The sequence below is a fragment of the Oceanobacillus luteolus genome, assembly GCF_023715655.1.
GTDB classification, from domain to species: Bacteria; Bacillota; Bacilli; order Bacillales; family Amphibacillaceae; genus Oceanobacillus; species Oceanobacillus luteolus.
Map to the genome: position 1 here is coordinate 1 of NZ_JAMBON010000046.1, position 22,418 is coordinate 22,418.

19 protein-coding genes, 9 tRNA genes, 2 rRNA genes and 1 pseudogene are annotated in these 22,418 nt (G+C 38.9%); 23 read left to right on the forward strand and 8 right to left on the reverse strand.

What is annotated here, in order from left to right; genetic code table 11:
- The 7 genes and pseudogenes from M3210_RS17325 to M3210_RS17355 all read left to right on the forward strand — a co-directional run.
- Positions 1-87, forward strand: a 23S ribosomal RNA gene (locus tag M3210_RS17325); the annotation flags it as partial.
- 71 nt (positions 88-158) lie between these two features.
- A 5S ribosomal RNA gene (gene rrf / locus M3210_RS17330) occupies positions 159-274 on the forward strand.
- 27 nt (positions 275-301) lie between these two features.
- Positions 302-376, forward strand: a tRNA-Asn gene (locus M3210_RS17335).
- A gap of 24 nt (positions 377-400) precedes the next feature.
- A tRNA-Thr gene (locus tag M3210_RS17340) sits at positions 401-473 on the forward strand.
- A gap of 446 nt (positions 474-919) precedes the next feature.
- Positions 920-2,195: pseudogene (locus tag M3210_RS17345) on the forward strand (cytosine permease).
- A gap of 119 nt (positions 2,196-2,314) precedes the next feature.
- Positions 2,315-2,389 (forward strand) — tRNA-Asn (locus tag M3210_RS17350).
- 24 nt (positions 2,390-2,413) lie between these two features.
- Positions 2,414-2,486: transfer RNA gene (locus tag M3210_RS17355), tRNA-Thr, on the forward strand.
- Positions 2,487-2,558: 72 nt separating this feature from the next.
- Here the strand turns inward: M3210_RS17355 and M3210_RS17360 are convergent.
- Together M3210_RS17360 and M3210_RS17365 are read right to left on the reverse strand one after the other, a co-directional pair.
- A complete protein-coding gene (locus M3210_RS17360; protein ID WP_251517027.1) occupies positions 2,559-2,702 on the reverse strand; it encodes a YjcZ family sporulation protein in 144 nt (47 codons plus the stop codon).
- Positions 2,703-2,938: 236 nt separating this feature from the next.
- On the reverse strand, positions 2,939-3,202 hold the full coding sequence (locus tag M3210_RS17365) for a phospholipase (RefSeq protein ID WP_251517029.1): 264 nt from the start codon (positions 3,200-3,202) through the stop codon (positions 2,939-2,941).
- 190 nt (positions 3,203-3,392) lie between these two features.
- Between M3210_RS17365 and M3210_RS17370 the strand changes: the two genes are divergently transcribed.
- The gene (locus M3210_RS17370; RefSeq protein ID WP_251517031.1) at positions 3,393-3,539 is read left to right on the forward strand and encodes a hypothetical protein; all 147 of its coding nucleotides are present in this window, start codon (positions 3,393-3,395) and stop codon (positions 3,537-3,539) included.
- A gap of 114 nt (positions 3,540-3,653) precedes the next feature.
- Here M3210_RS17370 and M3210_RS17375 read toward each other — a convergent pair whose 3' ends face one another.
- The 3 genes from M3210_RS17375 to M3210_RS20630 all read right to left on the reverse strand — a co-directional run bounded on the left by M3210_RS17375 (position 3,654) and on the right by M3210_RS20630 (position 8,016).
- Positions 3,654-6,005: a helix-turn-helix domain-containing protein gene (locus tag M3210_RS17375; RefSeq protein ID WP_251517034.1), complete on the reverse strand. Its 2,352-nt coding sequence runs from the start codon at positions 6,003-6,005 to the stop codon at positions 3,654-3,656.
- 207 nt (positions 6,006-6,212) lie between these two features.
- Positions 6,213-6,401, reverse strand: a complete 189-nt coding sequence (locus M3210_RS17380; RefSeq protein WP_251517036.1) for a hypothetical protein — start codon at positions 6,399-6,401, stop codon at positions 6,213-6,215.
- Positions 6,402-6,564: 163 nt separating this feature from the next.
- On the reverse strand, positions 6,565-8,016 hold the full coding sequence (locus tag M3210_RS20630; protein ID WP_251517039.1) for a phospholipase D-like domain-containing protein: 1,452 nt from the start codon (positions 8,014-8,016) through the stop codon (positions 6,565-6,567).
- A gap of 283 nt (positions 8,017-8,299) precedes the next feature.
- On the opposite strand from M3210_RS20630, the gene M3210_RS17390 reads away from it, so the two are divergent.
- Positions 8,300-8,935 (forward strand): response regulator transcription factor, encoded by a 636-nt coding sequence (locus tag M3210_RS17390; protein WP_251517042.1) that lies wholly within the window; start codon positions 8,300-8,302, stop codon positions 8,933-8,935.
- A gap of 42 nt (positions 8,936-8,977) precedes the next feature.
- Here M3210_RS17390 and M3210_RS17395 read toward each other — a convergent pair whose 3' ends face one another.
- Positions 8,978-9,700: a YwaF family protein gene (locus tag M3210_RS17395; protein WP_251517045.1), complete on the reverse strand. Its 723-nt coding sequence runs from the start codon at positions 9,698-9,700 to the stop codon at positions 8,978-8,980.
- An 88-nt stretch (positions 9,701-9,788) separates the two neighbouring features.
- Entirely contained in the window at positions 9,789-10,565 is a 777-nt protein-coding gene (gene fabI / locus M3210_RS17400) for an enoyl-ACP reductase FabI (protein ID WP_251517047.1), read from the reverse strand.
- A gap of 359 nt (positions 10,566-10,924) precedes the next feature.
- Here fabI and M3210_RS17405 point away from each other — a divergent pair.
- From M3210_RS17405 to M3210_RS17445, 9 genes are all read left to right on the forward strand, one after another.
- A tRNA-Glu gene (locus M3210_RS17405) sits at positions 10,925-10,999 on the forward strand.
- Positions 11,000-11,244: 245 nt separating this feature from the next.
- Positions 11,245-11,320, forward strand: a tRNA-Thr gene (locus M3210_RS17410).
- A 51-nt stretch (positions 11,321-11,371) separates the two neighbouring features.
- Positions 11,372-11,456: transfer RNA gene (locus tag M3210_RS17415), tRNA-Tyr, on the forward strand.
- A 10-nt stretch (positions 11,457-11,466) separates the two neighbouring features.
- Positions 11,467-11,541, forward strand: a tRNA-Gln gene (locus tag M3210_RS17420).
- A 283-nt stretch (positions 11,542-11,824) separates the two neighbouring features.
- Positions 11,825-11,897 (forward strand) — tRNA-Lys (locus tag M3210_RS17425).
- A gap of 256 nt (positions 11,898-12,153) precedes the next feature.
- Entirely contained in the window at positions 12,154-13,443 is a 1,290-nt protein-coding gene (locus tag M3210_RS17430; RefSeq protein ID WP_251517050.1) for a hydroxymethylglutaryl-CoA reductase, degradative, read from the forward strand.
- Positions 13,440-14,402 (forward strand): mevalonate kinase, encoded by a 963-nt coding sequence (mvk, locus tag M3210_RS17435; RefSeq protein ID WP_251517053.1) that lies wholly within the window; start codon positions 13,440-13,442, stop codon positions 14,400-14,402. The genes M3210_RS17430 and mvk overlap by 4 nt, the downstream gene beginning before the upstream one ends.
- Positions 14,403-14,696: 294 nt before the next feature.
- Positions 14,697-15,674: a diphosphomevalonate decarboxylase gene (mvaD, locus tag M3210_RS17440; RefSeq protein ID WP_251517055.1), complete on the forward strand. Its 978-nt coding sequence runs from the start codon at positions 14,697-14,699 to the stop codon at positions 15,672-15,674.
- A 12-nt stretch (positions 15,675-15,686) separates the two neighbouring features.
- Entirely contained in the window at positions 15,687-16,790 is a 1,104-nt protein-coding gene (locus M3210_RS17445) for a phosphomevalonate kinase (protein WP_251517056.1), read from the forward strand.
- Positions 16,791-16,947: 157 nt separating this feature from the next.
- On the opposite strand, the gene M3210_RS17450 is transcribed toward M3210_RS17445, so the two are convergent.
- Entirely contained in the window at positions 16,948-17,118 is a 171-nt protein-coding gene (locus tag M3210_RS17450; protein ID WP_251517069.1) for an aspartyl-phosphate phosphatase Spo0E family protein, read from the reverse strand.
- A gap of 256 nt (positions 17,119-17,374) precedes the next feature.
- Between M3210_RS17450 and sigW the strand changes: the two genes are divergently transcribed.
- From sigW to glmM, 5 genes are all read left to right on the forward strand, one after another.
- Positions 17,375-17,938, forward strand: coding sequence for an RNA polymerase sigma factor SigW (gene sigW, locus M3210_RS17455; RefSeq protein ID WP_251517058.1), 564 nt, complete (start codon positions 17,375-17,377; stop codon positions 17,936-17,938).
- A 15-nt stretch (positions 17,939-17,953) separates the two neighbouring features.
- A complete protein-coding gene (rsiW, locus tag M3210_RS17460) occupies positions 17,954-18,589 on the forward strand; it encodes an anti-sigma-W factor RsiW (RefSeq protein ID WP_251517060.1) in 636 nt (211 codons plus the stop codon).
- 276 nt (positions 18,590-18,865) lie between these two features.
- Complete coding sequence (gene cdaA / locus M3210_RS17465; protein ID WP_251517062.1) at positions 18,866-19,684, forward strand: diadenylate cyclase CdaA; 819 nt, start codon at positions 18,866-18,868, stop codon at positions 19,682-19,684.
- Positions 19,677-20,903: a CdaR family protein gene (locus M3210_RS17470; RefSeq protein ID WP_251517064.1), complete on the forward strand. Its 1,227-nt coding sequence runs from the start codon at positions 19,677-19,679 to the stop codon at positions 20,901-20,903. The genes cdaA and M3210_RS17470 overlap by 8 nt, the downstream gene beginning before the upstream one ends.
- Positions 20,904-20,945: 42 nt before the next feature.
- Positions 20,946-22,289: a phosphoglucosamine mutase gene (gene glmM, locus M3210_RS17475; RefSeq protein ID WP_251517067.1), complete on the forward strand. Its 1,344-nt coding sequence runs from the start codon at positions 20,946-20,948 to the stop codon at positions 22,287-22,289.
- The last annotated feature ends 129 nt before the right edge of the window (positions 22,290-22,418 follow it).

Genomic DNA, 22,418 nt, shown 5'->3' on the forward strand with positions numbered 1-22,418 from the left:
TCAGAGACGATGAGGTTGATAGGTTTGAGGTAGAAGCATGGTGACATGTGGAGCTGACAAATACTAATCGATCGAGGACTTAACTAAATTCTATTTTGATGTCGTTCCATTACTCTTATTTAGTTTTCAAGGTACAAATATATATTTAATCTTATAGGTCTGGTAATGATGGCGGAAAGGTCACACCTGTTCCCATACCGAACACAGCAGTTAAGCTTTCCAGCGCCGATGGTAGTTGAGACTTTGTCTCTGCAAGAGTAGGACGTTGCCAGGCCAAACCAAATTAATTAAATGATATTGTTCCACAGTAGCTCAGTGGTAGAGCAATCGGCTGTTAACCGATCGGTCGTAGGTTCGAATCCTACCTGTGGAGCCATTTTTTTATTTGCAGAGATTAAATGCTTCCATAGCTCAGTAGGTAGAGCGCTTCCATGGTAAGGAAGAGGTCGTCGGTTCGATTCCGGCTGGAAGCTCTCATCGACCATTCTCACAATCGTGAGAATGGTTTTTTTATGTTTATCATTATTAAATTTATGGAATGGGTATCTTATATGGATGATTTTTAGCAACTCTTCCTAAAAATCGATAGTGTTTTTCTATATAAAAGACAATATATTATCAAGTTTATACAGTGTATAATTACACTGATATAAAAGAGTAATTGTGGATATCATTCTTATTAAATATCTGCATTAATATAACTTGGTTGGACAAGATATGAGTTAGAATACTGTGGAATCTTTAAAAGCGGAATGAAGGGTTTGTATTTTAAAAGGTTTTGTTCCTAACCGTGAAAGGAGTATTCCATTTGGAACACTTAAATAGAGAAGAACTAAAGCAAAATGGTTTTAGTGAAGACATTCTACCAACGATAAAGGAAAAGAGAAATTGGGGTATCAGCAATTATACTACTATCTGGATGGGTTCTGTGCATAACATTCCGAACTATATTGCAATCGGTGGGCTGTTTGCCATTGGACTATCAGTAGGACAGGTATTTTCTGCAATTATGGTTGCGGCAATTTTAATTGCGGCAATCCTGGTGTTGAACGGGCATGCTGGATCAAAGTATGGTTTGCCATTTGCTATGTTGTTACGTTCTTCATTTGGAAATAAAGGTGCAGTTATTCCTGGTGTGTTAAGGGGAGTTATTGCTGCGATTATGTGGTTTGGATTTCAGACGTTCGCAGGAAGCCAGGCTTTAGCGATCTTAATCGGTAAAATATGGCCAGGATTTCTAACGCTAGGTGGCGATTGGAACCTGTTGGGATTATCATTACCAGGCTTAATCTCATTTCTTATATTTTGGGCATTCAACGTTGCTTTAATCTATGGTGGAATGGACTTGTTAGGGAAATTTGCTAATATTTTATCTCCACTTGTTTATATTGTTTTTGGTGGTATGGCAATTTGGGCAATCAACTTAGCTGGTGGTATTGGTCCAATTTTAAGTTATACGGGATCTGGAATCAGTGGAAATCCAATCATTGTATTTTTAGGTGCTGTTACTGTGATTGTCGCAGCTTGGGCAGCCCCGATGGTTAGTGTATCAGATTTTACTAGACTTTCTCGTACACCAAAAGACCAAGCTGTTGGACAAACAGTTGGTTTAGTTGTAACTTATTTATTATTTGCTGTAGCTAGTATTGCAATCATTGTTGGTTCCGAAATTGCTTTCGGTGTTGACGCTATGTCTAACAACATTATCAGTTAATGTTACAGGAAATATTGTTCCAGCTGGTTATCAGTTGGCGTCACTGTTTCCAAAACACCTTACTTTCAAATCAGGTGCGACACTAGCTGCGCTGATTGCAATCTTCCTAATGCCTTGGAAGCTGATGGAAAACTCGACTAGTATCTTTACGTTTTTAAGTATTGTCGGGGGCTTATTGGCGCCAATAACAGGTATTATGTTAGCCCAATATTTTGTGGTTGATAAAACGAACTTAGATTTAAAAGAACTATATTCACGAAATGGAAAATACAATTATAAAAACGGCTTTAACATAAATGCAATCATCACACTAGTGATTGCTGGTGTTCTTTGTTTAATTGGATTATTTGTACCGTTCTTCCAACCTCTTTATGAAATGTCATGGATTGTTGGAATTGTTGCAGCGTTCATTATTTATATTTTCCCTTTCGGTCAATTGTTCATGAAGCTTTTCTTCCCTCGGTTCAAAAAAATAAGTTAAATCCATAATGACGAAATAAAAATCCTGAGATACAAGTCAATGTATCTTAGGATTTTTAAAAATCTTGCATTGTATTTAATACATGGTATAATATTATTTACAAATAAAATTGATGATTTTCCACAGTAGCTCAGTGGTAGAGCAATCGGCTGTTAACCGATCGGTCGTAGGTTCGAATCCTACCTGTGGAGCCATTTTTTTATTTGCAGAGATTAAATGCTTCCATAGCTCAGTAGGTAGAGCGCTTCCATGGTAAGGAAGAGGTCGTCGGTTCAATCCCGGCTGGAAGCTCTTTTATTATGTACACTATATAAAGGTAAAAATTCAGCCAGCCACTTTTAGTGGCTGGCATTTTTACGTGGTTTATTTATAGCAGGTCGCACCAACGATAATGAGTAGGATAAATAATACGACAATCAAAACAAATGTATTGCTAGCTCCGTGTCCATAACTAGGGCTTACATAATTGTTGCAACCACAGCCATAACCACCGCCGAATCCATACATAAATATTCCTCCTCGCTGTTAATTCAACCCATCATTTACTAACAATCAGTGTGTTCCGGAATGGGATGATCATCTATATTGATACTATATGTTGAACGGGACAGATTGAATGGGTTAAATGCCTATGGGAGGATACTTTCTGTCTAAAAGTCTTATCTTAATTTATAGGTAGAATAATTGAAATAATACGATGATATTATCATTTAATTGCTATCAACGGCATGTAAATTTCGTCTTTAATCGTATAGTAGTATAGTATGATACATCAACCGGGCATGCCTGTTTTCTGGATAAGGTCCATCTAGATAAGGACGCAAACATTCTAAAAACATGTAATCACAATAACAGCGATCACGTCCTTGTTGCAAGCACAAGTCATGGCGCATACAGCAAGCATCTACTGCATTTGTGGGGTATCCAGGTCCATTGCAGCCAGGACCACACCAACGATAACCGGGGAAAATACACCAGCCTCTTCCGTTGATAGGTGCCCTATTCATATCAACACCTCCTCTAGTACTTTTATTTTATGAATCGATTTAATTGGCTGTAACGGCTGCTCTTCAGTTATACACTATGTCAGATATTGTAGGATATTGGAATTTACTGTAAGTAAAATGAAACAAAATCAGCGAATGATCCGTATTAATGAATTAGATAATACAAGAACTTTATGGGAGGCGGATTTAGTTGAAGTGTAAGTCTTGTAATGGAGATTCATTTGTCAAAGTGCCGGATTTCGACAAGCAATTGACGGTTTGTTTGTCTTGCGGAGAAGTTCTTTCAATTAAATTTGTAGATTTATCATTGCTGAAAAAGTACGAACAGGTAAATTAGGAAAGCTCTAGGCAAGCAAAAAGTCCTCTAAAACAATGTTGTTTTAGAGGACTGATCTATGCATTGTAATTTGCTCCAATTTCATAAGATAATAGGACAAGATGTAAATACCCATTAATTCCATGTTCTTCTTATGTCATAAAAATGAATTGCATTATTCGTTAGGTAAGAATATAAGGATAGAGTTCCTTCGTCCCCGATTGTCTCATCAAAAAGTTCCAGGGAAGGCTGGTTCGTATTGACGATATAATCGATCACTTCCTCATCCATTCCGTACTTGCTGTTCAATTCCCACCATTTGGTATACAATGCTCCGTGCTCTTTATCAAATACACGTTTCCGGACTTGATACTCCCCTGGTTCCATACCAGCAATATTAATATTGATTTCCTTGTTTAACTTATTCATTAAAGTCTCTTCGATTGAATAATAAGGGTTCACATTATTAGGGTTCATCAAGATGAGCTGGTACCCTCTTTCATTTTTGGCTAATACGAATTCTTCCCCTACCGCGATGAGTTCTCCTTGCAGCCTTTCGAGGAAATGCATCGCAAAGAAAGCAGGACGTTTACCACTGAAATAATGGTAAAGCTCCATACCTTCTAAACGGATTTTTCGATTTTTCCCCAACTTTTCATGTTGATGGGTATTAATCCAGAAACCCATCGATTCAACATCTCTGGCAACATCAAGGGCGCTTTTCATGATCAAAGCACCACGAAAGAAAGTTCCATTCGTATGTCGTGTATTGCCTGAAAGTACATTCCAGCTAACCATATGAATTGGTCTATCTTTTCTATGTTTGCGCAGATAGGATTTTATTTTCAATGTCTTATTTTTTATATAATCCTTTTCCAATGAAAACCGATTATCTCCTAGTTCCTCAAAATCAATAATTTCATTTTGATTCGCCTCGTAAGCGAAAAAGTCGATTTTCGTATCTCTTTCGAGCATCCATACATGCTGTTTACTTAGTTTTTCTGTCTGATAGGAATATGGAATGAATGTCCCTACATTGATGGAAGGGATGATATTTTTTAAATTCCGATAGAGGGTTGTATAGACTCTTTTCAATTCATTGGGACTCACCCCTGTGTGATATGGCTCATAGAACATGAAGTACCACGTTTCTACAAATGAATTTCCATAAAGGTTTAAACAGTGGGCGATCAAGTCTCGCAGTTTTGTGAAAAATTGATCCTCATCCCTTGTTATTTCTCGGTAATCAACACGTACAAATAAGGAAAGATCATTTTGTCTTAAGAAGTTGAGCGCATAGTCCAAATCAAAATATGGAGAGGTTGTAGCAATTATTTCATCTGTTTCAACTTCTGGAATAATTGTTGTTCCGTGAATCAAATTGCGGACTGCTATATATTCTAAATGTAAATCTTTTTTGGCGGTTAAAATTTGTGTCCGGACACTATCTTTAAGTATTTCTCTTAATTCACCAATTGACAGATTATGTTTTGGCCGATAGATAATGGGGTCATCTATAATTGGTCCGTTTATATCAATTTCAACTCTTTCCATTCTAGTTTCAGTGGAGTTGAATCTTTTATTCGTATTCTCCATATATATACCAAGTTTACCGAGGATGTTTTGGAAAGAGATAATGTTAAATTCAACGTCCTGTTCATAGTAAGTAACTTTATCTTTTCTCTCAACTTGATGCCTCTCTCGGTATTCTGTCGGTGTCATTTTATAAGTTTCTTTAAAAAGACTTGTAAAGGATTTTGTATTTGGAAATCCGTTGTTAATTGCGATTTGTGAGATGGAATAAGGTGTATACAATAATTCTTTTAGTGCATGTTCCATTCTAATGTTCATTAAGAACCTTTTAAATCCAATCCCTGTTTTCTCCTTGAAATAGCGGGAGAGATATCCTGGAGATAAATAAAAATGATCCGCAATATCATCTAAAGTGATTGGTCGATCATAATTTTCTTCCATAAAGGAATGGATCTGCTGAATTTGCTTATCTTCGCTATCTACTCGTTGTATGCTTTTACTTTCCGTTCTAAATCTGCGAATCAAAATAAGCAGGATTTCACTAATATGACTTTGAATCTCGATTTTGTACCCTTCATTTTTGCGGAAATGAGCAATTGCTGTTTCGGCAATAAGTTTCAATAATGCATGAATGATTGACTCTTTACCTAAATCGATTTCCCTGGAAAAACAATCAAAACGGCTATTGTGGTAGGCCTCGTAATAATTGCTCATAAAGGAGTCTGATATTGTAATCATTAGTGTCCGATTATCATTACTTCCAGCTGCTTGAAATAATTGATTATGATTGATGATGAGCAGGTCCTCTGCAGCCAAATGATAGTACCTAGAGTTTGTTTCAACATGAAGTTCTCCATTGATGACAAGAATGATTTGGATACCTTGATTTATTTTCGGAGCAAGCGTTTCAATGTGTTGCAAGTGTATATTGAAATCCTTTAATTGTTTATCCATACAAGCATCCTACTTTCATCCGCTGTAATTATTAACTAGTGTAAGACGAAGAGAGGAGAGTAGTCAATCTGGGCACCATGATCAGTATTCATGTGTGGATAGGTGTGAGGAATGAATAACCGGCTTAACCCTACTGAATGCAGAGTTAAGCCGGTTAGATTACATGTTATAATATCCGTCCATTTAATACATCAAAGTAACGTCTTACTATGAAACAACTTCACACGTTAAGGAGTTTCGGTTTACTTGAATATATTCGCCTGTTGTTTTATTCATTACTTGAGATACTTGCTTCGTATGTGTTACCTCAATCCAATCATTTTGTATATCCGCCAGCAATTTTACTTCAACATCAGTCGTTCCATATTTAAAACCACTATATGATAATTTTGTCATGGTAATCCTTCCTTTCATTGAAAGTACTATTAGTCACATAGAATGCATCGTGTTTAAGGAGATGCTTTCACAATATAGATAGTTTACCATATTGATTGCTGTAGATAAAATTATGAAAAGGTGGGTACATGGTGTATAGCAAGGTCATTTGTCTTTATCTAATTTAATATGTTGTGAAACGGAGTGTTTTTTGTACCCAATATAACCCATATTTCACTGGAGTTAAAACATCTTCTTTCGAGTCATGTGGAATTGTAAAGTCTGCGTCTTCATTATTCCAAATCCTTTTAAAGTAATCATCGATTTCCTGGATGAATCCACTGGTATTTGGTGCAGTTACTGCTATATTATTTTCCATATTATAATTATCTAAATTCCGGGAAGTGAAATTTGTAGACCCAGCTGTAACATAACTTTCTTTACTCCCTTTAAGATAAGCTATTTTAGAATGATATTGTTCTTCATTTGTAAGATACCACTTAATTTCAACTTTTCCGTTCGTATCATCTACCAATTCTTTTGCGACAGGGATATTTGGTAAGCCGATTTTCTGCGAACCGAATGCATTCTCATTAGGGTCTAAAATTATCCGGACTTCAACACCCCGATTTGCTGCTTCTTGTAATGCACCAATTACAGTCCTGTCGGAAAGGTAAAACATTCCTAGCCAAGCTTCATCACCCCGAGTTAATTTTTCCAGGGCAGCTATAAAGCTAGTTTCAATTTTATTTTCCGTTAAGATTTGTGCTCGAATGGTTCGCTCTTCTGAACGTTGTTTAGGAGGAAAGTGATTTTCTAGTTGTTGCACATTCGGAAATGCATCTAAATTTCCACCGGAAAATGCGGCTACTGCGTGCTCCGCTTCGATCATGTCTTTAATGATGGGACCCGTTACTTTAATCGCCACATTAGAATGGAATCCACTTGAATCATGTGCATTTGCTGATAGTACGAGGCCTTCAGCTTCAGTTATTATCGCTTTCCGATGATTTGCCTTAATATTCAATAGAGCTAGATAGGAGCGGAGGGTGACATCTGGAGAAGTCTCTCCAAAGGGGTTCGGCAACCAACCATTTCCTTCCTGACCGAACCATTGGAAGAACATTCTCCAAATACCTGAATAGAGTATGTTTGGATCCCGTAGCTTGGATAAATCTGTATAGATTATTTCTGCCCCATAATCTGCCAAATAATCAATGTATGTAGCATCATGAGAATGATAACTCCGATTTATATCGTCTGTAATGATAACCACTTGGAGTTCAGGGAATTTTTCAAGTTGGGTTTTAATTTTATCTGAAAACATCTTACTTACCTCAGGAAAGTCTCGACCTTCATCAGAGAAATCATTGATCATAAACATGTCAATGATAATAAATTCCTCTGCTTCCTCTATCATTTGAAAGACTGTATTAAAAATTTCATGCTCATAGACTTCTTCTCCTTCTTTTTGATAAGTCAAATCATATAAGAAGGAAATCTCATCCTCTGTGAGCCAATGCTCCTCACCAAGATAAGAAGTCCCATCAGGTAGTTCTTTTGTTTGGTGGAAAATAAGTGTGCCAATATAGACACTCAATAAAAGAGATAAAATTATCCAAGTAATTTTTTTCACGTTCTTTTCTCCTTTGGTTTCTCAATTATTCTCTCTTTAATACCCGAAATAGAGAAAAAGTACACTCGGAGGATAAAAAGGTGCCTTTTTACAGTAGAACTGATTCTTTAAAAGGTATTTTTTTACTTACAGAATAGATTAAAGTTATACCATAATCTTTAATTATGATAAAATAGAACTAGGATTAAATATTTGGTGTTTTTGATTAACTGAGACAAAGTGATTACTTTTGAAGATGGTACGCAATAATATAGAAAGATATTATATAGGAGTTGGCAAAATAATGAGTGTCATATCATTTGTAATGGGGGCTGAAGTTCACAAGGAAACAGTAGTAGAGATGGTAAAAGAAATGCTTCCTGACCATGAACTTCATGTTTATAACGCGGCGTTCATCGATGACTTATTTCAAGCGAAGACTGATAGTGATTTAGTCATATTGGATTTAGAGGCTCATATTTCTGTTCGTGAAGTAGTACGGAATTATAGGTTTGCTGATACAAAGGTGGCGGTAATTCTACCTGATTCAGAAGTGAATGCAATTGATGATTATACACATTTTGATTTAGTTGGCTTTTTTAGTGTTGGTATGAGTGTGGAAGAATTGGTCGATGGGATTAAATACATACAAAGAGGGATTACTTATGTACATCCCATCATTTCCAATGTTATCTATGATAAATATAAACAAGTTTCCCAAGGAGAAGTGCGTAGACCGATCGGCTTATTGACCAGGAGAGAATGGGAAGTGTTGGGAGAGCTGGTGAAGGGTTGCCAGAATGAAGAGATTGCAGTGAACTTAGATATATCAGACAAAACAGTAAAAAATCACATCACTTCTATTTTAGGTAAATTAGAAGTAAAAGATCGAACCAATGCAGTTCTTTTAGCTTTAAAAGAGAGATGGTTCTATTTATAGAAAGAATCCCAATCGTCGAAAGACAAGACGATTGGGATTCTTTTATATATATTCTCTCTTTTTCAGCCAACGGAATGTAAGAAATTGGAGCAGGAATACGATGAATGCGACTAGACCCAAATTAATGCGGTACCAAATACCGTTGCCGAACCAATCGAGTGGCGTTGCAACGATAGGCGGGCTGGATAGATAAAGATAGTTGGCCTCAAGCCAAGGATTTATGATAAATCCTACATATAATGCGTAGATAATTAATATGGTATACGTGTGGGTCATGTTTTTAAATGTAATTGTTCCAGGTTTGGCTGTAACGGCGATAAAAACACTCGTAGTCGAAATTGCTATGTGGTGGATGAAAAATTTGAAGTACCGGAAATTAGGGAAATCATAAGGCAACTCTGGGGTGATTAATGCCAAAAAGGCTGGAATGAATCCGATAAAAAAGGTGATTACCATGAGTTTTCTATTTAATGTAAATAAAGCAATTGCTCCAACCAGACTGGCAACACCACATAGATGGAAGGGCAGATGATATACCCAGATTCCATGGAAGGCTGTCCAGGTTTGATAAATAATCTCTGAACCGACTAATAGAACGAATAGAAACCACCGAATACGTTGGAAGATCTTTGTATTCGTCTTGATTTCCCGATGAAATAGTAAAAGTAAGAAAACACATATAATATACAGGATCAACATGAAGATATGGCTGAAACCGAATGCAGTAAATGTATCTCCTCTAAGAGTTAGAAACCAATCTATCATTTATTCACCCCTTATTATTATATGTATGTAGCGAATAAAAAAAGACGCTTTTTTGCATGCACAGCATAAAAGCATCTTTTTTTGTTCCTTAACCACCGATAATATGGAATCCTGAGTCTACGTGTAAAACTTCTCCAGTGACACCTCGAGAAAGATCACTTAGGAAAAACATGGTTGCATCTCCAACCTGATCTTGGTCGACATTGCGACGAAGTGGTGCTTTTTCCGTAACGACACTTGCTTTTTCGTTGAAACCAGAAACTCCTTTAGCGGATATGGTGCGAATTGGTCCGGCTGAAATGGCATTTACTCTTATATCGTATTTCCCAACATCTTCAGCTAGATAACGGACACTCGCTTCAAGGGAAGCTTTAGCCACACCCATAATATTGTAATTCGGAATTACGCGTTCTGAGCCGATGTATGTTTGGGTAACGATACTACCGCCTTCAGTCATTAGTTCTTTTGCAGCCCTAGTTACAGCAACTAATGAGTATGCACTGATCTCATGGGCCAGCAGATAACCGTCCCGGGAAGTGTCTGCATATTCACCATCCAACTCCTCGCGCTTTGCAAACGCTACTGAGTGGACAAGTCCATGAATGATGCCTACATTATCTTTAATTTCACTGAATGCGGTTTCGATACTAGAATCATCCGCAACATCTAAGGAAACGATTAATTTAGCGGGAATATCATGTTTTTCTAGAAGTTTTTCTAGTTTCTTTCTAGAACGCTCCTGCCTATTCGTAAAGATTAGATTTGCTCCTTGATGGTGCAGAGATTTAGTAATTCCCCAAGCGATACTTCTTTCGTTTGCGACACCCATTACAACAATATTTTTTCCTTCTAATAAGCCAGACATGGTATACCTCCATAAAAGCTGTTTTTTTATATTATACCTTATGTTCCTATATAGAGAAATAAAAACCATAGTTTAGTTCATAATAGCAGGTACTAATTTAGCTCGCAACAGTCTGAAAGATGTTGTGAGCTAAAGGGGGTGCAAACAAGTTAAGAAGTAGGACAAGTTAGTAAAAGGAAGTAAAAATACTCTATTAAAAGTTGAAGGAGTGAGATAATGTAAGCGAAAATAGTGGTTAAATGGTTGGTTGAAAAAAAATATAAAAAATATTTGATTTAGGTCTTTACAAAATGAAAAATACTAGATATAATGTAAATCGTCAGTTTGAAAAAACATCATTATTAAATGATTATTACACTGGCCCGTTGGTCAAGCGGTTAAGACACCGCCCTTTCACGGCGGTAACACGGGTTCGAATCCCGTACGGGTCACCATTATAAATCAGCTTACATTGTGAAGCTTTTTTAATTTCTCTCGGCTTACCTTAAATGATAGAGGCAAGCCACGTAATACTATCTGCCGGCCTAGCTCAATTGGTAGAGCACGCCGCGAAATACATCCTTGATCTGTTTCTCTGAAGCGGCCTGCGAGGAGTGTAATCTTCACTGAAACAACTTGCAACACGACGAGCTTTCAAACAGCTAGCTCAAGTGAACAAATCAGTTCATAATTTTAATCTGCCGGCCTAGCTCAATTGGTAGAGCAACTGACTTGTAATCAGTAGGTTGGGGGTTCAAGTCCTCTGGCCGGCACCACTTTTTTAAAAGATTATGGAATAAGACAATTACAATTGCAAATAATATTGTGGAGGGGTAGCGAAGTGGCTAAACGCGGCGGACTGTAAATCCGCTCCCTCAGGGTTCGGCAGTTCGAATCTGCCCCCCTCCACCACTTTTATTGTTGGGCTATAGCCAAGCGGTAAGGCAACGGGTTTTGGTCCCGTCATTCCTAGGTTCGAATCCTAGTAGCCCAGCCATTTTTTTGTTTTTGGACAAGTTATTTTTGATATGTAGGTTAACTTTTTGAGATTACGGGTAACTTATAATTAGTATAGATGCTTGCTCAAGAAAACTAACCAGAACAATATAGACATCACGAGCCATTAGCTCAGTTGGTAGAGCACGCCGCGGATTGCATCATTGAAACTGCATCGTGGTAGCGGCCTGCGAGGAGTGTAATCTTCGCTGAGTCAGCTTGCAACACGACGAGCTTTCAAACAACTTGCTCAAGAAAACTAACCAGAACAATATAGACATCACGAGCCATTAGCTCAGTTGGTAGAGCATCTGACTTTTAATCAGAGGGTCACAGGTTCGAATCCTGTATGGCTCATCCTTTTTATTTAATTATCACAAAATGAATAACCGCTGTTAAAAACAAGGCTCCTTTAAATTGAGCCTTGTTTTTGTTTGCAATATAAGTAAATGTTCAACATAATAGATAGAGACTATCAATAAACGGGCTTTTTTGTAAAAATAAATAGCAGTTTCTACAAAAAATCCGAGGGAACGTGTTATAATCATTTAGAGAATTATAAATTTCTATTGATAAAAACAACTCTCAATAACATACTAAAGGATGATCCGGCATGAAATCGTCCAGAATACCTGGTTTCTATAAAAAAACAATTGAAGAAAGAAAAGAACTTATTCATAGCATGTATCCTTTTACGGAAGAAGAGCTGGCAACGCTAAGTGCTGAGGCTCCATTGGCTCAGGATATTGCTGATAATATGATTGAAAATGTAGTTGGTACTTTTCAGCTTCCTTTAGGTTTGGGATTGAATTTCTTAATAAATGGGAAAGAATATATCATACCGATGGCTATTGAGGAAGCTTCTGTTGTTGCCTCCGCTAGTCATATTGCGAAAATTGTTCGGGATGCAGGAGGCTTTACTGCCGAATCTACCGATCGAGTCATGATCGGACAAATCCAAGTAGTCGGCTGTCCAGATTTTCAACAGGCGAAGACGGCTGTTTTGGAAAACAAAGATGCACTGATTAAAGCAGCGAATGAGGCTTTTCCAAGTATTGTTCGCCGCGGCGGTGGTGCAGAGGACTTGGATGTACGGATTTTAAATGAAGAGGCTGATTCGGCCTTCGGTAAAATGCTGATAGTCCATCTTTATGTAAATACGGTGGATGCGATGGGTGCCAATTTAATTAATACGATGGCAGAATCGATTGCTCCTTTAGTGGAAAAGATTACAAGTGGTAAAGTTTATTTGCGAATTTTATCGAATCTTGCTGATCGGAGTTTAGCTCGTGCCCGTTGTGTCATTCCTCCACATTTATTGAAGACAGGGGATTTTTCCGGGGAAGAAGTACGGGATGGTGTCATTCACGCTTATGAGTTTGCAGCATCGGATCCTTATAGAGCAGTTACTCATAATAAGGGGATTATGAATGGCGTTGACCCTGTAGTGATTGCTACCGGGAATGATTGGCGTGCAGTTGAGGCAGGTGCACATGCCTATGCTGTTAAAGATGGACAGTATACTTCCATGACTACATGGTGGAAAGATGAGCAAGGTAATCTTGTAGGTGAATTAGAATTGCCAATGTCGGTAGGAACTGTCGGTGGTGCTACCCGCGTCCACCCGTTGGCTAAAATGGCCCTTAAGTTATTGGATGTAAGTAGCGCGAAAGAGTTGGCCGAGGTAATTGTTACTGTAGGTCTTGCTCAAAACTTAGGTGCACTTAAGGCGTTGGCGACAGACGGCATTCAAAAAGGACATATGACCTTGCATTCTCGCTCTGTTGCGATTGCAGCAGGCGCTACAGGGGAGATGATTGATATCATTGCAAAAGAATTGATTAAAATAAATGAAATCCGTGTTGGAAAAGCTAAAGAATTGGTGGAAAAATACAAACGATGAGTGCAGAAAAAGTCTCAACTTCAACAAAAACAGCTATTGGTATAGCTCATAGTAAGCTAATTTTAATCGGAGAGCATGCGGTTGTACACGGACAGCCTGCAATTGCTATTCCGTTTCCGTTAATTGGTGTAGAGACCGTGGTTGAGTATATGCCAGGACCATTAAAGCTAGATAGCAGTTTCTATTATGGACCGCTTCATATGGCGCCAGAAGAGTTGCGTGGCATAACCAACTGTACTACAGATACATTGGAATATTTAGATCTTCCTGCGGAGGATATGATTATTCGTATTAACTCCTCCATCCCACCAGGGAAGGGTCTTGGGTCCAGCGCTTCTGTAGCAGTATCTATCATTCGTTCTTTATTTAATTATGCGGACCGTGAATGTACTCAAGAGGAACTGCTGAAGCTTGCTCATATTGCAGAAACCTATGCACATGGTTCCCCAAGTGGGATAGATACGTTCACCATTACATCTGACTCACCAATCTGGTTTGAGAAAAACCATCCAATCGAAAGGATTGGCGTGAAAGAGGATTTACACTTTATTGTCGCAGATTCAGGGCAAGATGCGGATACGAGAACCTCTGTACAATCAGTGACAAGATTACTGAAGAAAGCGCCACGTAAAATCCAAAGAAAACTCGACCGAATTGGTGAATTGACGCATGATGCTAAAGGCGCACTCGAAAAGGCGAGTAAACATTTCCTTGGATATATGCTGAACGAAGCTCAAAAAGAGCTTGAATACCTCGGGGTAAGTGATGCAGTGTTAAATCGCTTGATTCGCTTTGCCAGACAAGAAGGTGCACTAGGTGCAAAGCTCACTGGTGGAGGAAATGGTGGATGTATCATTGCATTGGCGCAAAACGAAGTGCACTGCAAACAGCTCGCTGAGAAATTAAAACAATTTGGTGCCCATACTGTTTGGCCATTTGTGTTGAAGAAAAATGGTTAATCTTTTTGATAAGTAACCAGATATAAGCCTGAGAAGCTCATATTTGGTTACTTTCTTTGTAGTATAGGAAATTATAAAAATTTTAAGGATGTAATAATACACTGGTGGGGCCACGTCCGGCTCCAGCGCCCAGGGACTGCCAGACTTCACGTACCTCCGTCCGATAAGTCAACATCGACTCTCTTCGTTCGTCGTGTATCCTTTATCTCCTGCGGTCCGTTCCAGTCTGCACGTCCCTAAACGGGCGCTTCCGCCTTTGTTTTATATTGTAATTAAATGGTAAAGGGGATTATTATGAAAGCTACAGCAAAAGCGCATACGAATATTGCCTTGATTAAATATTGGGGAAAGCGGAATGACGAACTGATTCTGCCGACAAACAACAGTCTTTCTCTTACATTAGATGGATTCTACACAACGACCACTGTAGACTTTCAAGAGGACCTGAAAGAGGATTATTTTGAGCTGGATGGCGAGCCTGTTATGGGTGAAGCATATAAACGCGTGACTGCCTTTTTAGATTTAATAAGACGGATGGCTGATAAGGAGGACTTGTTTGCGCGAGTCAAATCTTATAACCAGGTTCCAACAGCAGCGGGGTTTGCTTCATCTGCATCTGGTTTTGCCGCACTAACAGCGGCAGCAACGAAAGCAATTGGATTGGATTTAAGTGATACCGAGCTTTCTCGATTGACTCGTCAAGGTTCGGGTTCTTCAAGCCGTTCCATTTATGGTGGTTTTGCAGAATGGGAAATGGGCGAAAAGGAAGATGGTTCCGACTCTTATGCTGTTCCTATAGCTTCAGAAAATCATTGGGATGTCAGAATGGCAGGAGTTGTCTTGACTTCAAAAATGAAAAAAATCTCTAGTCGCGCTGGAATGCGTAGGACAGTAGAAACTTCTCCTTTTTATGAAGGTTGGTTAAAGAGTATTCCAGAAGACCTTTCTCAAATAAAAAAGGCAATTAGTGATAAAGATTTTACTCGGCTAGGTGAAATTGCTGAGGCGAATTGCTTGAAAATGCACGCAACTTCTCTGGCTGCAAAACCTCCGTTTACGTACTGGATCGATTCGACGATTCGTGTGATGCAACAGGTTCAGGAAATGCGTGAACAAGGGATACCTGCCTACTTTACAATTGATGCAGGTCCAAATGTTAAAGTGTTATATTTGCCAGAGTACGAGGAACAAGTGGAGCGTATCCTCCGAGAAGTGCCAGGGGTTACAGATGTTATACTTAGTAAACCAGGACCAGGAGTAAGCTATCTTTAGGAGTGGAGTAAATTGTCGAACAACAACATGACGATTCAAGTACCTGGTAAACTTATGGTTGCAGGTGAATTTGCGGTACTCGTACCACATCAACATCTTGCAGTGACGGCTGTCGACCGCTTTGTTTATGCGGCCATAAAGGATTCCGAGGAGCGTTTGCTCAACTTGGAAGATTTCAAGTTGCATGATTTGAAATGGAATTACCAAGGTGGAGAAATCAACATACAATCAACAGACGAGCGCCTTTCCTTTGTTCGTGAAGCAATGAAGATTACTTGCACCTACTTAGAGGAGCAAGGGATATCAATAGACAGCTTCAAACTTTCCGTCCGCAGTGAATTGGATGACCAATCCGGTGTGAAATATGGATTGGGTTCTAGTGCAGCTGTGGTTGTTGCCGTTGTGACAGCCATAATGGCACGCTTTTCAACAGAAGAGCCAAATAAGGATGTCGTTTTTAAATTGGCAGCCTTAGCTCATGTAAATATACAGGGGAGCGGATCAGGAGCAGATGTGGCAGCTTCTGTTTATGGAGGGATTTTACAGTATTCATCTTTTCAGGCAGAATGGTTACTTGATGCTTCTAGAAAAACATCTACCATCAGCGAACTAATTGAAAGTGACTGGATCTACCTTTCGATCAAGCGTCTTTCTTTGCCTGCATCAGTTTACTTCTGTGTAGGTTGGACGGGAAGACCTGCATCGACTACGAAACTTGTCGAACGCATTTTGCAATTGAAAACAGATAATCCGATAGCTTTCGAGGAATTTCTTGAGAAGAGTGGACGTGCCGTACATACATTATTGACTGGCATGGAAACCGAAAACAATGAATTATTATTTGAAGGAGTGAAGGCCAATCGTGAAGCACTTGCGACAGTTGGTAAACAGGCAAAGGTATCGATTGAAACTCCACTCTTAAGTACGTTATGTGAATTGGCGGAAGACCTCCAGGGAGCAGGAAAGCCATCAGGAGCAGGTGGCGGTGACTGTGGCATAGCCTTTATGCCGAATGAAAAGCAAGCAGATCTCTTATATCGTGCGTGGGAAGAAGCTGGTATCAAACCGCTTTCCATTTCTTCTTATGCCCAAGGTGCCACGATAAACACAATTTAAAATAAAAAGACATAAACCTCGTCTCCTGAGATTTATGTCTTTTTTCTGTCACTAGTATTTGGAATACTTACTGCTATATATAATCATTGATTAAATGGTATATTTGCCATTAGTCGTCGCTGATGTTGTTCTATTTAAATATACCTCAGGAAAAAGTTTATCTGGAAGCAAGCTCATAGTTGTCGTAGTTTTGATATTTATAGATCAGCGTGTCCAACTTCATACTAGATTCAATTACGGCCTGTGATGTAAGATCATGATCGCTACTTAAGGAAATTAATTCTTCACGACAGGCTTCGATTTTTTCTAATAATATTAATTTACTCACCAAAGCTTCCTCCTATCTAGTATACTATAATAAGAAAATACCCTGAAAATAGCAAGAGTAAACTTTGAAAAATTTGATAAAATTGATAGGATATAAATTAGTATAAATAAATTATTTTCTTTGGTGGATAATTTGATTTTGCTGGATCGTCTAACAGAGCTCATTTTAAAAAGAAAAAAATATTAGCGGAAAGAATGAAACCTTTTTAGTGTCTATTTCGTAATAACAGTACCGCATTGTAGGCGGAGGTAAATGTATGGATCAGATGATTAGGGAGAAAGTTAAGTTAGTGAAAAAAGGGGATCAATCTGCCTTTGAGGATTTGGTCTCATTTTACCAAAATAAAATATACCAGCACTGCTACCGGATGCTTGGTAATGCACATGAGGCAGAAGATATCGCACAAGAAGCTTTTATACGAGCATATGTGAATATTCATTCCTTTGATGATAAGCGGAAGTTTTCAAGTTGGCTCTACCGGATTGCAACAAATCTATCCATTGACAGATTGCGCAAACGAAAGCCGGACTATTTTCTGGATGCCGAAGTCAAAGGTACGGATGGTTTGGATATGTACTCCCAGCTTCAAAGTGAGGAGACACCTATTGTAGAAGAGGTGGAGAGCAATGAGTTGCAGCGATATATTCATAAAGAAATACTTCAGCTTCCATCGAAATACCGCAGTATCATCATTTTAAGGTATTTAGAAGAATTTTCCTTGAAGGAAATTAGTGAAATCTTGGATATCCCAATTGGAACCGTTAAAACAAGGATTCACCGAGGTCGGGAAGCTTTACGTAAGAGGCTTCGTCATGTGTAAAGGAGTGTGGTCCCATTGAAATGTAATCCAGAAATTGTTGGGTTGATGCATAAACATTTGGATGGAGATATATCGAATGAAGAAGAAAGACAATTATCCATGCATCTTGAAGACTGTGAAAGTTGTCAAGAGCATTTCCGTGAGTTGAAAAGGACAATTACATTAATCCAAAGTGCGGAGCGGTTTGAAGCGCCTGCAAATTTTACTGCTAATGTGATGCGCAATCTCCCAACAGAGAAAAAGCGGGTAAAATATACGCGCTGGTTTAAAATGCATCCCATGCTTACAGCTGCTGCCATTTTCTTTATCCTCATGTTCTCGGGAGTGTTTTTCACATGGGAACAAGAGAACCAGTTGGTTGTCTCTAAGCAGGAAAACCTTGTTATTGAAGGGGATACAGTGATTGTACCTGAAGGGGAGGTTGTTGAAGGGGATCTGCTCGTGAAGAACGGGAATCTGATTATAAAAGGAACCGTCGATGGCGATGTCACATTGATTAATGGAAAATTGATTGATGACGATCCTTTGGATAATAGTGGTTTAATGGCTTCTGTAGGTGAAATAAATGGGGAGTTTGAAACGGTCGATAAAGTGTTCGATTGGATATGGTACCAATTGAAGAACTTTGCAAAATCAATATTTGATTTTTAACTTTTTATAACCTGCTCGTCAGTAATTGACGCGCAGGTTTTTTATTGATCATAATGCAATTGTTTCCCCTTTTAATACAAATGTTCTGAACCCTAGTAATAGGTTGTATGGAAGTCAACAAATTTATATGGTATGAGTCCGTCGTTTGTTCACATGATAACAGGGAATTATGGTATAATAAGCAGCAAGTAAACATAAGATTCATTGATTTTTGCTTATTATAAAATGGAGGATTAATTATCCAATTTTCAACTCATTTTAAAAGGACGTGTGACCATGCTTGATGGGGGATTCGACCTGATAACCATACTCAGAATAACCGTTGACATAGCTCTCATCTGGTATGTACTTTATAAATTGATGATGCTTGTTCGCGGTACAAAAGCCGTGCAGTTATTGAAAGGGATAGCTGTCATACTGACAATTTGGCTTTTAAGTATTGCTTTTAACCTACAGACGGTTCGATTTTTTACGAACCAGTTTATTGAATGGGGTATTATAGTTATTATTATTTTATTCCAGCCAGAACTAAGAAGAGCTTTAGAACAACTTGGTAGAGGAAGCATTTTCACAAGAAGTGCAAAGTCTAAAGAAAAATTGGAAGACCAGATTGAAGCAATTGTCAGCTCCTGTACATATATGGCTAAGCGCCGAATTGGGGCGTTGATTTCAATCGAGAAAGAAACAGGGATAGGCGATTATGCGGAGACGGGAATCCCGATTAATGGGAAATTAAGTCATCAGCTTTTGACAAATATATTCACACCGAACACCCCGCTTCATGATGGTGCAGTAATTATAAAAAAAGGTAAGATTATCGCTGCTGCGTGTTATCTCCCTTTATCTGAAAGTCCTTTTATTTCAAAGGAGCTTGGAACGAGGCATCGTGCTGCAATGGGAATCAGTGAAGTAACCGATGCACTGACAATCGTTGTCTCTGAAGAAACTGGTGCAATATCTTGTACCGTTAATGGAAAATTGCATCGTGATCTGGAGGAAGAAGCATTAACTGAAATGTTAAGGGAGCATCTTTCTTTACATCCGACTACCTCTGAAAAACCGGGTAAGAAACGGGGGGCGAAACAAAATGGATAATTGGTTTCAAAGCAAATGGTTTATTCGCGTGCTGGCATTGGCGTTTGCAGTTACATTATTTATTTTCGTGAATGTTGAAACGAATTCCAGTGGAGCTGATTCCTCTATCCCGGGGAGAAATATTCAAACACAAAGACTGGATGATGTTCCAGTTGAGATTAAAATCGATTCAGAGAATTACGTTGTCAGTGGGGTTCCGGAATTTGCAACTGTAACGTTGGAAGGATCACCTGCGACCATCATGCCAGCGATTTTTAATCGTAATTTTTCTGTTTTCGTTGACTTGAGAGGTCTTGAAGAAGGGAATCATCCGGTAGAGCTTCAACATACCCTTTCGGATGACATCCGGGTCTATATCGAACCGAAATCAATTGATGTTACAATTGAGGAAAGAGCAACGGAAGAATTTCCAATTGCGGTTGAATTTTTAAATACGGATGACCTGCCACAAGGATATGAGGTAGGCAAATATGAATTGGAACAATCAAGTGTAACAATTACTACATCAAGAAGAATTATGGAACAAATCGGTGTTGTAAAAATCTACGTTGACGTAGGTGGGGTGGACAGTCCGATTCGAAATCGAGAAGTTCCAATTAATGTATATGATACGCAGGGAAATGAAATGAACGTCCGATTAGATAGGGAATCAGTTGTTGTCTCGGTGGACTTTGTAAACCCAAGTAAGGTTGTCCCAATCAAAGTGGAGAGAACAGGTGAACTACCAGAGAATTTTTCCTCACTGTCTGTATCTGCTAATCTAGAAGAGGTGGAAATCTACGCAGTAAGTGAAGTTCTCGAGGGTATTGATTCCATTTCAACAGAAGAAATTGATTTATCACAAATTACAGAGTCGGGGACTATAGAAGTAGGATTTGATTTACCAGAGGGTGTCAGTACGGGAGAAGTGGAAACACTTGAAGTAACCATCCAAGTGGAAGAAACGAGAGTAATCGAAGCTATAGGGATTGAAGAAGAAGATTTATCGGATGGACAAGACATCACCTTCATCGAGCCTGAGAATGCCCAAATGGATATTAAGGTAACCGGTAATGAGGCGTTGATGCGGGAACTTAATCCGGATGATATCCGAGTGGTTGTAAATGTCGATGGGTTGGAGCCGGGAGAACATACTGTACCGGTTACGATTGATTGGGATGCAGATGAGAGTCTTACAGTAACCCCTGAATATGAAGAAGTTACGATTGAAATCGAATAACCTAAAACTAACCCTTAGTTGCTAATTAAAGGAGAGGTATAAATGAAAAAGTATTTTGGGACCGATGGTGTACGAGGAGTTGCGAACGAGAGTCTTACACCTGAACTTGCTTTTAAATTAGGCCGTGTTGGAGGCTATGTGTTAACAAAGGAAACGGAAAACCCAAAAATTATTATCGGTAGAGATACACGTATTTCTGGCCATATGCTTGAAGGAGCACTATTGGCAGGTTTACTTTCCATTGGTGCAGAGGTCATGCGTCTCGGTGTGATTTCCACACCTGGAGTAGCATATTTGACAAAAGCAATGAGCGCAGATGCAGGTATCATGATTTCAGCTTCCCATAATCCAGTGGAGGATAATGGAATTAAATTCTTTGGTCCAGACGGATTCAAACTGACTGATGAACAGGAAGCGGAAATTGAAAAGTTGATAGATGAAGAAGATCAACTCCCACGTCCTGTAGGCGCAAACGTTGGGACAGTAAATGCTTATTTTGAAGGCGGACAAAAATATCTTTCCTACCTGAAGGATACGATTGATAATGATTTTGCTGGACTCACTATTGCTCTGGATTGTGCACATGGTGCGACGTCAAGTCTGGCAACCCATCTGTTTGCCGATTTGGAAGCTGATATTTATACAATTGGTACTTCTCCAAACGGGTTGAACATAAATGAAGGGGTTGGGTCTACTCACCCTGAAGCTGTAAGAGAGCTTGTCTTAGAAAAAGAAGCGGATGTCGGTTTAGCCTTTGATGGAGATGGAGACCGTCTAATTGCGGTCGATGAAAAAGGTAACATCGTGGATGGCGACCAAATCATGTATATTTGTGGAAAATACATGAAGGAAAAAGGAGCTCTTCGTAATGATACCATTGTCTCCACCGTTATGAGTAACATCGGCTTTTATAAAGCTTTAGAAGAAAATGGTATGCAGAGTGAAAAAACTGCTGTCGGTGACCGCTATGTCATGGAAGAGATGAGGAAAGGCGGATACAACTTAGGTGGGGAGCAATCTGGACATATTATTTTCCTTGACTTCATTACAACTGGTGATGGTATGCTTTCTGCTCTACAGCTGGTTAACGTTATGAAAGAGACAGGAAAACCTTTATCGGAGTTGGCTGCTGAAATGCAGATCTTCCCTCAGGTATTGAAAAATGTGAAAGTAATTGACAAGAATGAGGCGTTGACAAATCCGGTTATTTTGCAAGAGATTGAAGCGGTAGAAAAAGAACTTGGTAATGATGGACGAGTATTAGTTCGACCTTCTGGAACAGAACCGCTTGTTCGGGTAATGATAGAGGCAAGAACGGAAGAAGAATGTAATAAATATGTTGATCGTATTGTTCGTGTCATTCAGGATGTGCTTGGATTAGAATAATTGAAGAGGCTGGGACATAACTAGCCGAAAACAGTAATTAAAAAGGATCCAAGCAATCAAAACTTTGCTAGGATCCTTTTTTGAGTCAAATTTATCATTATCGGTCTTTAGATTGGGGTTGTTGGCGGT

Bases quoted from the DNA above. Each gene is read 5' to 3' on its own strand.
- M3210_RS17360 (WP_251517027.1), bottom strand. From the start codon at position 2,702: ATGTATGGATTCGGCGGTGGTTATGGCTGTGGTTGCAACAATTATGTA.
- M3210_RS17365 (WP_251517029.1), bottom strand. From the start codon at position 3,202: ATGAATAGGGCACCTATCAACGGAAGAGGCTGGTGTATTTTCCCCGGT.
- M3210_RS17375 (WP_251517034.1), bottom strand. From the start codon at position 6,005: ATGGATAAACAATTAAAGGATTTCAATATACACTTGCAACACATTGAA.
- M3210_RS17380 (WP_251517036.1), bottom strand. From the start codon at position 6,401: ATGACAAAATTATCATATAGTGGTTTTAAATATGGAACGACTGATGTT.
- M3210_RS17390 (WP_251517042.1), top strand. From the start codon at position 8,300: ATGAGTGTCATATCATTTGTAATGGGGGCTGAAGTTCACAAGGAAACA.
- M3210_RS17395 (WP_251517045.1), bottom strand. From the start codon at position 9,700: ATGATAGATTGGTTTCTAACTCTTAGAGGAGATACATTTACTGCATTC.
- fabI (WP_251517047.1), bottom strand. From the start codon at position 10,565: ATGTCTGGCTTATTAGAAGGAAAAAATATTGTTGTAATGGGTGTCGCA.
- M3210_RS17430 (WP_251517050.1), top strand. From the start codon at position 12,154: ATGAAATCGTCCAGAATACCTGGTTTCTATAAAAAAACAATTGAAGAA.
- mvk (WP_251517053.1), top strand. From the start codon at position 13,440: ATGAGTGCAGAAAAAGTCTCAACTTCAACAAAAACAGCTATTGGTATA.
- mvaD (WP_251517055.1), top strand. From the start codon at position 14,697: ATGAAAGCTACAGCAAAAGCGCATACGAATATTGCCTTGATTAAATAT.
- sigW (WP_251517058.1), top strand. From the start codon at position 17,375: ATGGATCAGATGATTAGGGAGAAAGTTAAGTTAGTGAAAAAAGGGGAT.
- cdaA (WP_251517062.1), top strand. From the start codon at position 18,866: ATGCTTGATGGGGGATTCGACCTGATAACCATACTCAGAATAACCGTT.
- M3210_RS17470 (WP_251517064.1), top strand. From the start codon at position 19,677: ATGGATAATTGGTTTCAAAGCAAATGGTTTATTCGCGTGCTGGCATTG.
- glmM (WP_251517067.1), top strand. From the start codon at position 20,946: ATGAAAAAGTATTTTGGGACCGATGGTGTACGAGGAGTTGCGAACGAG.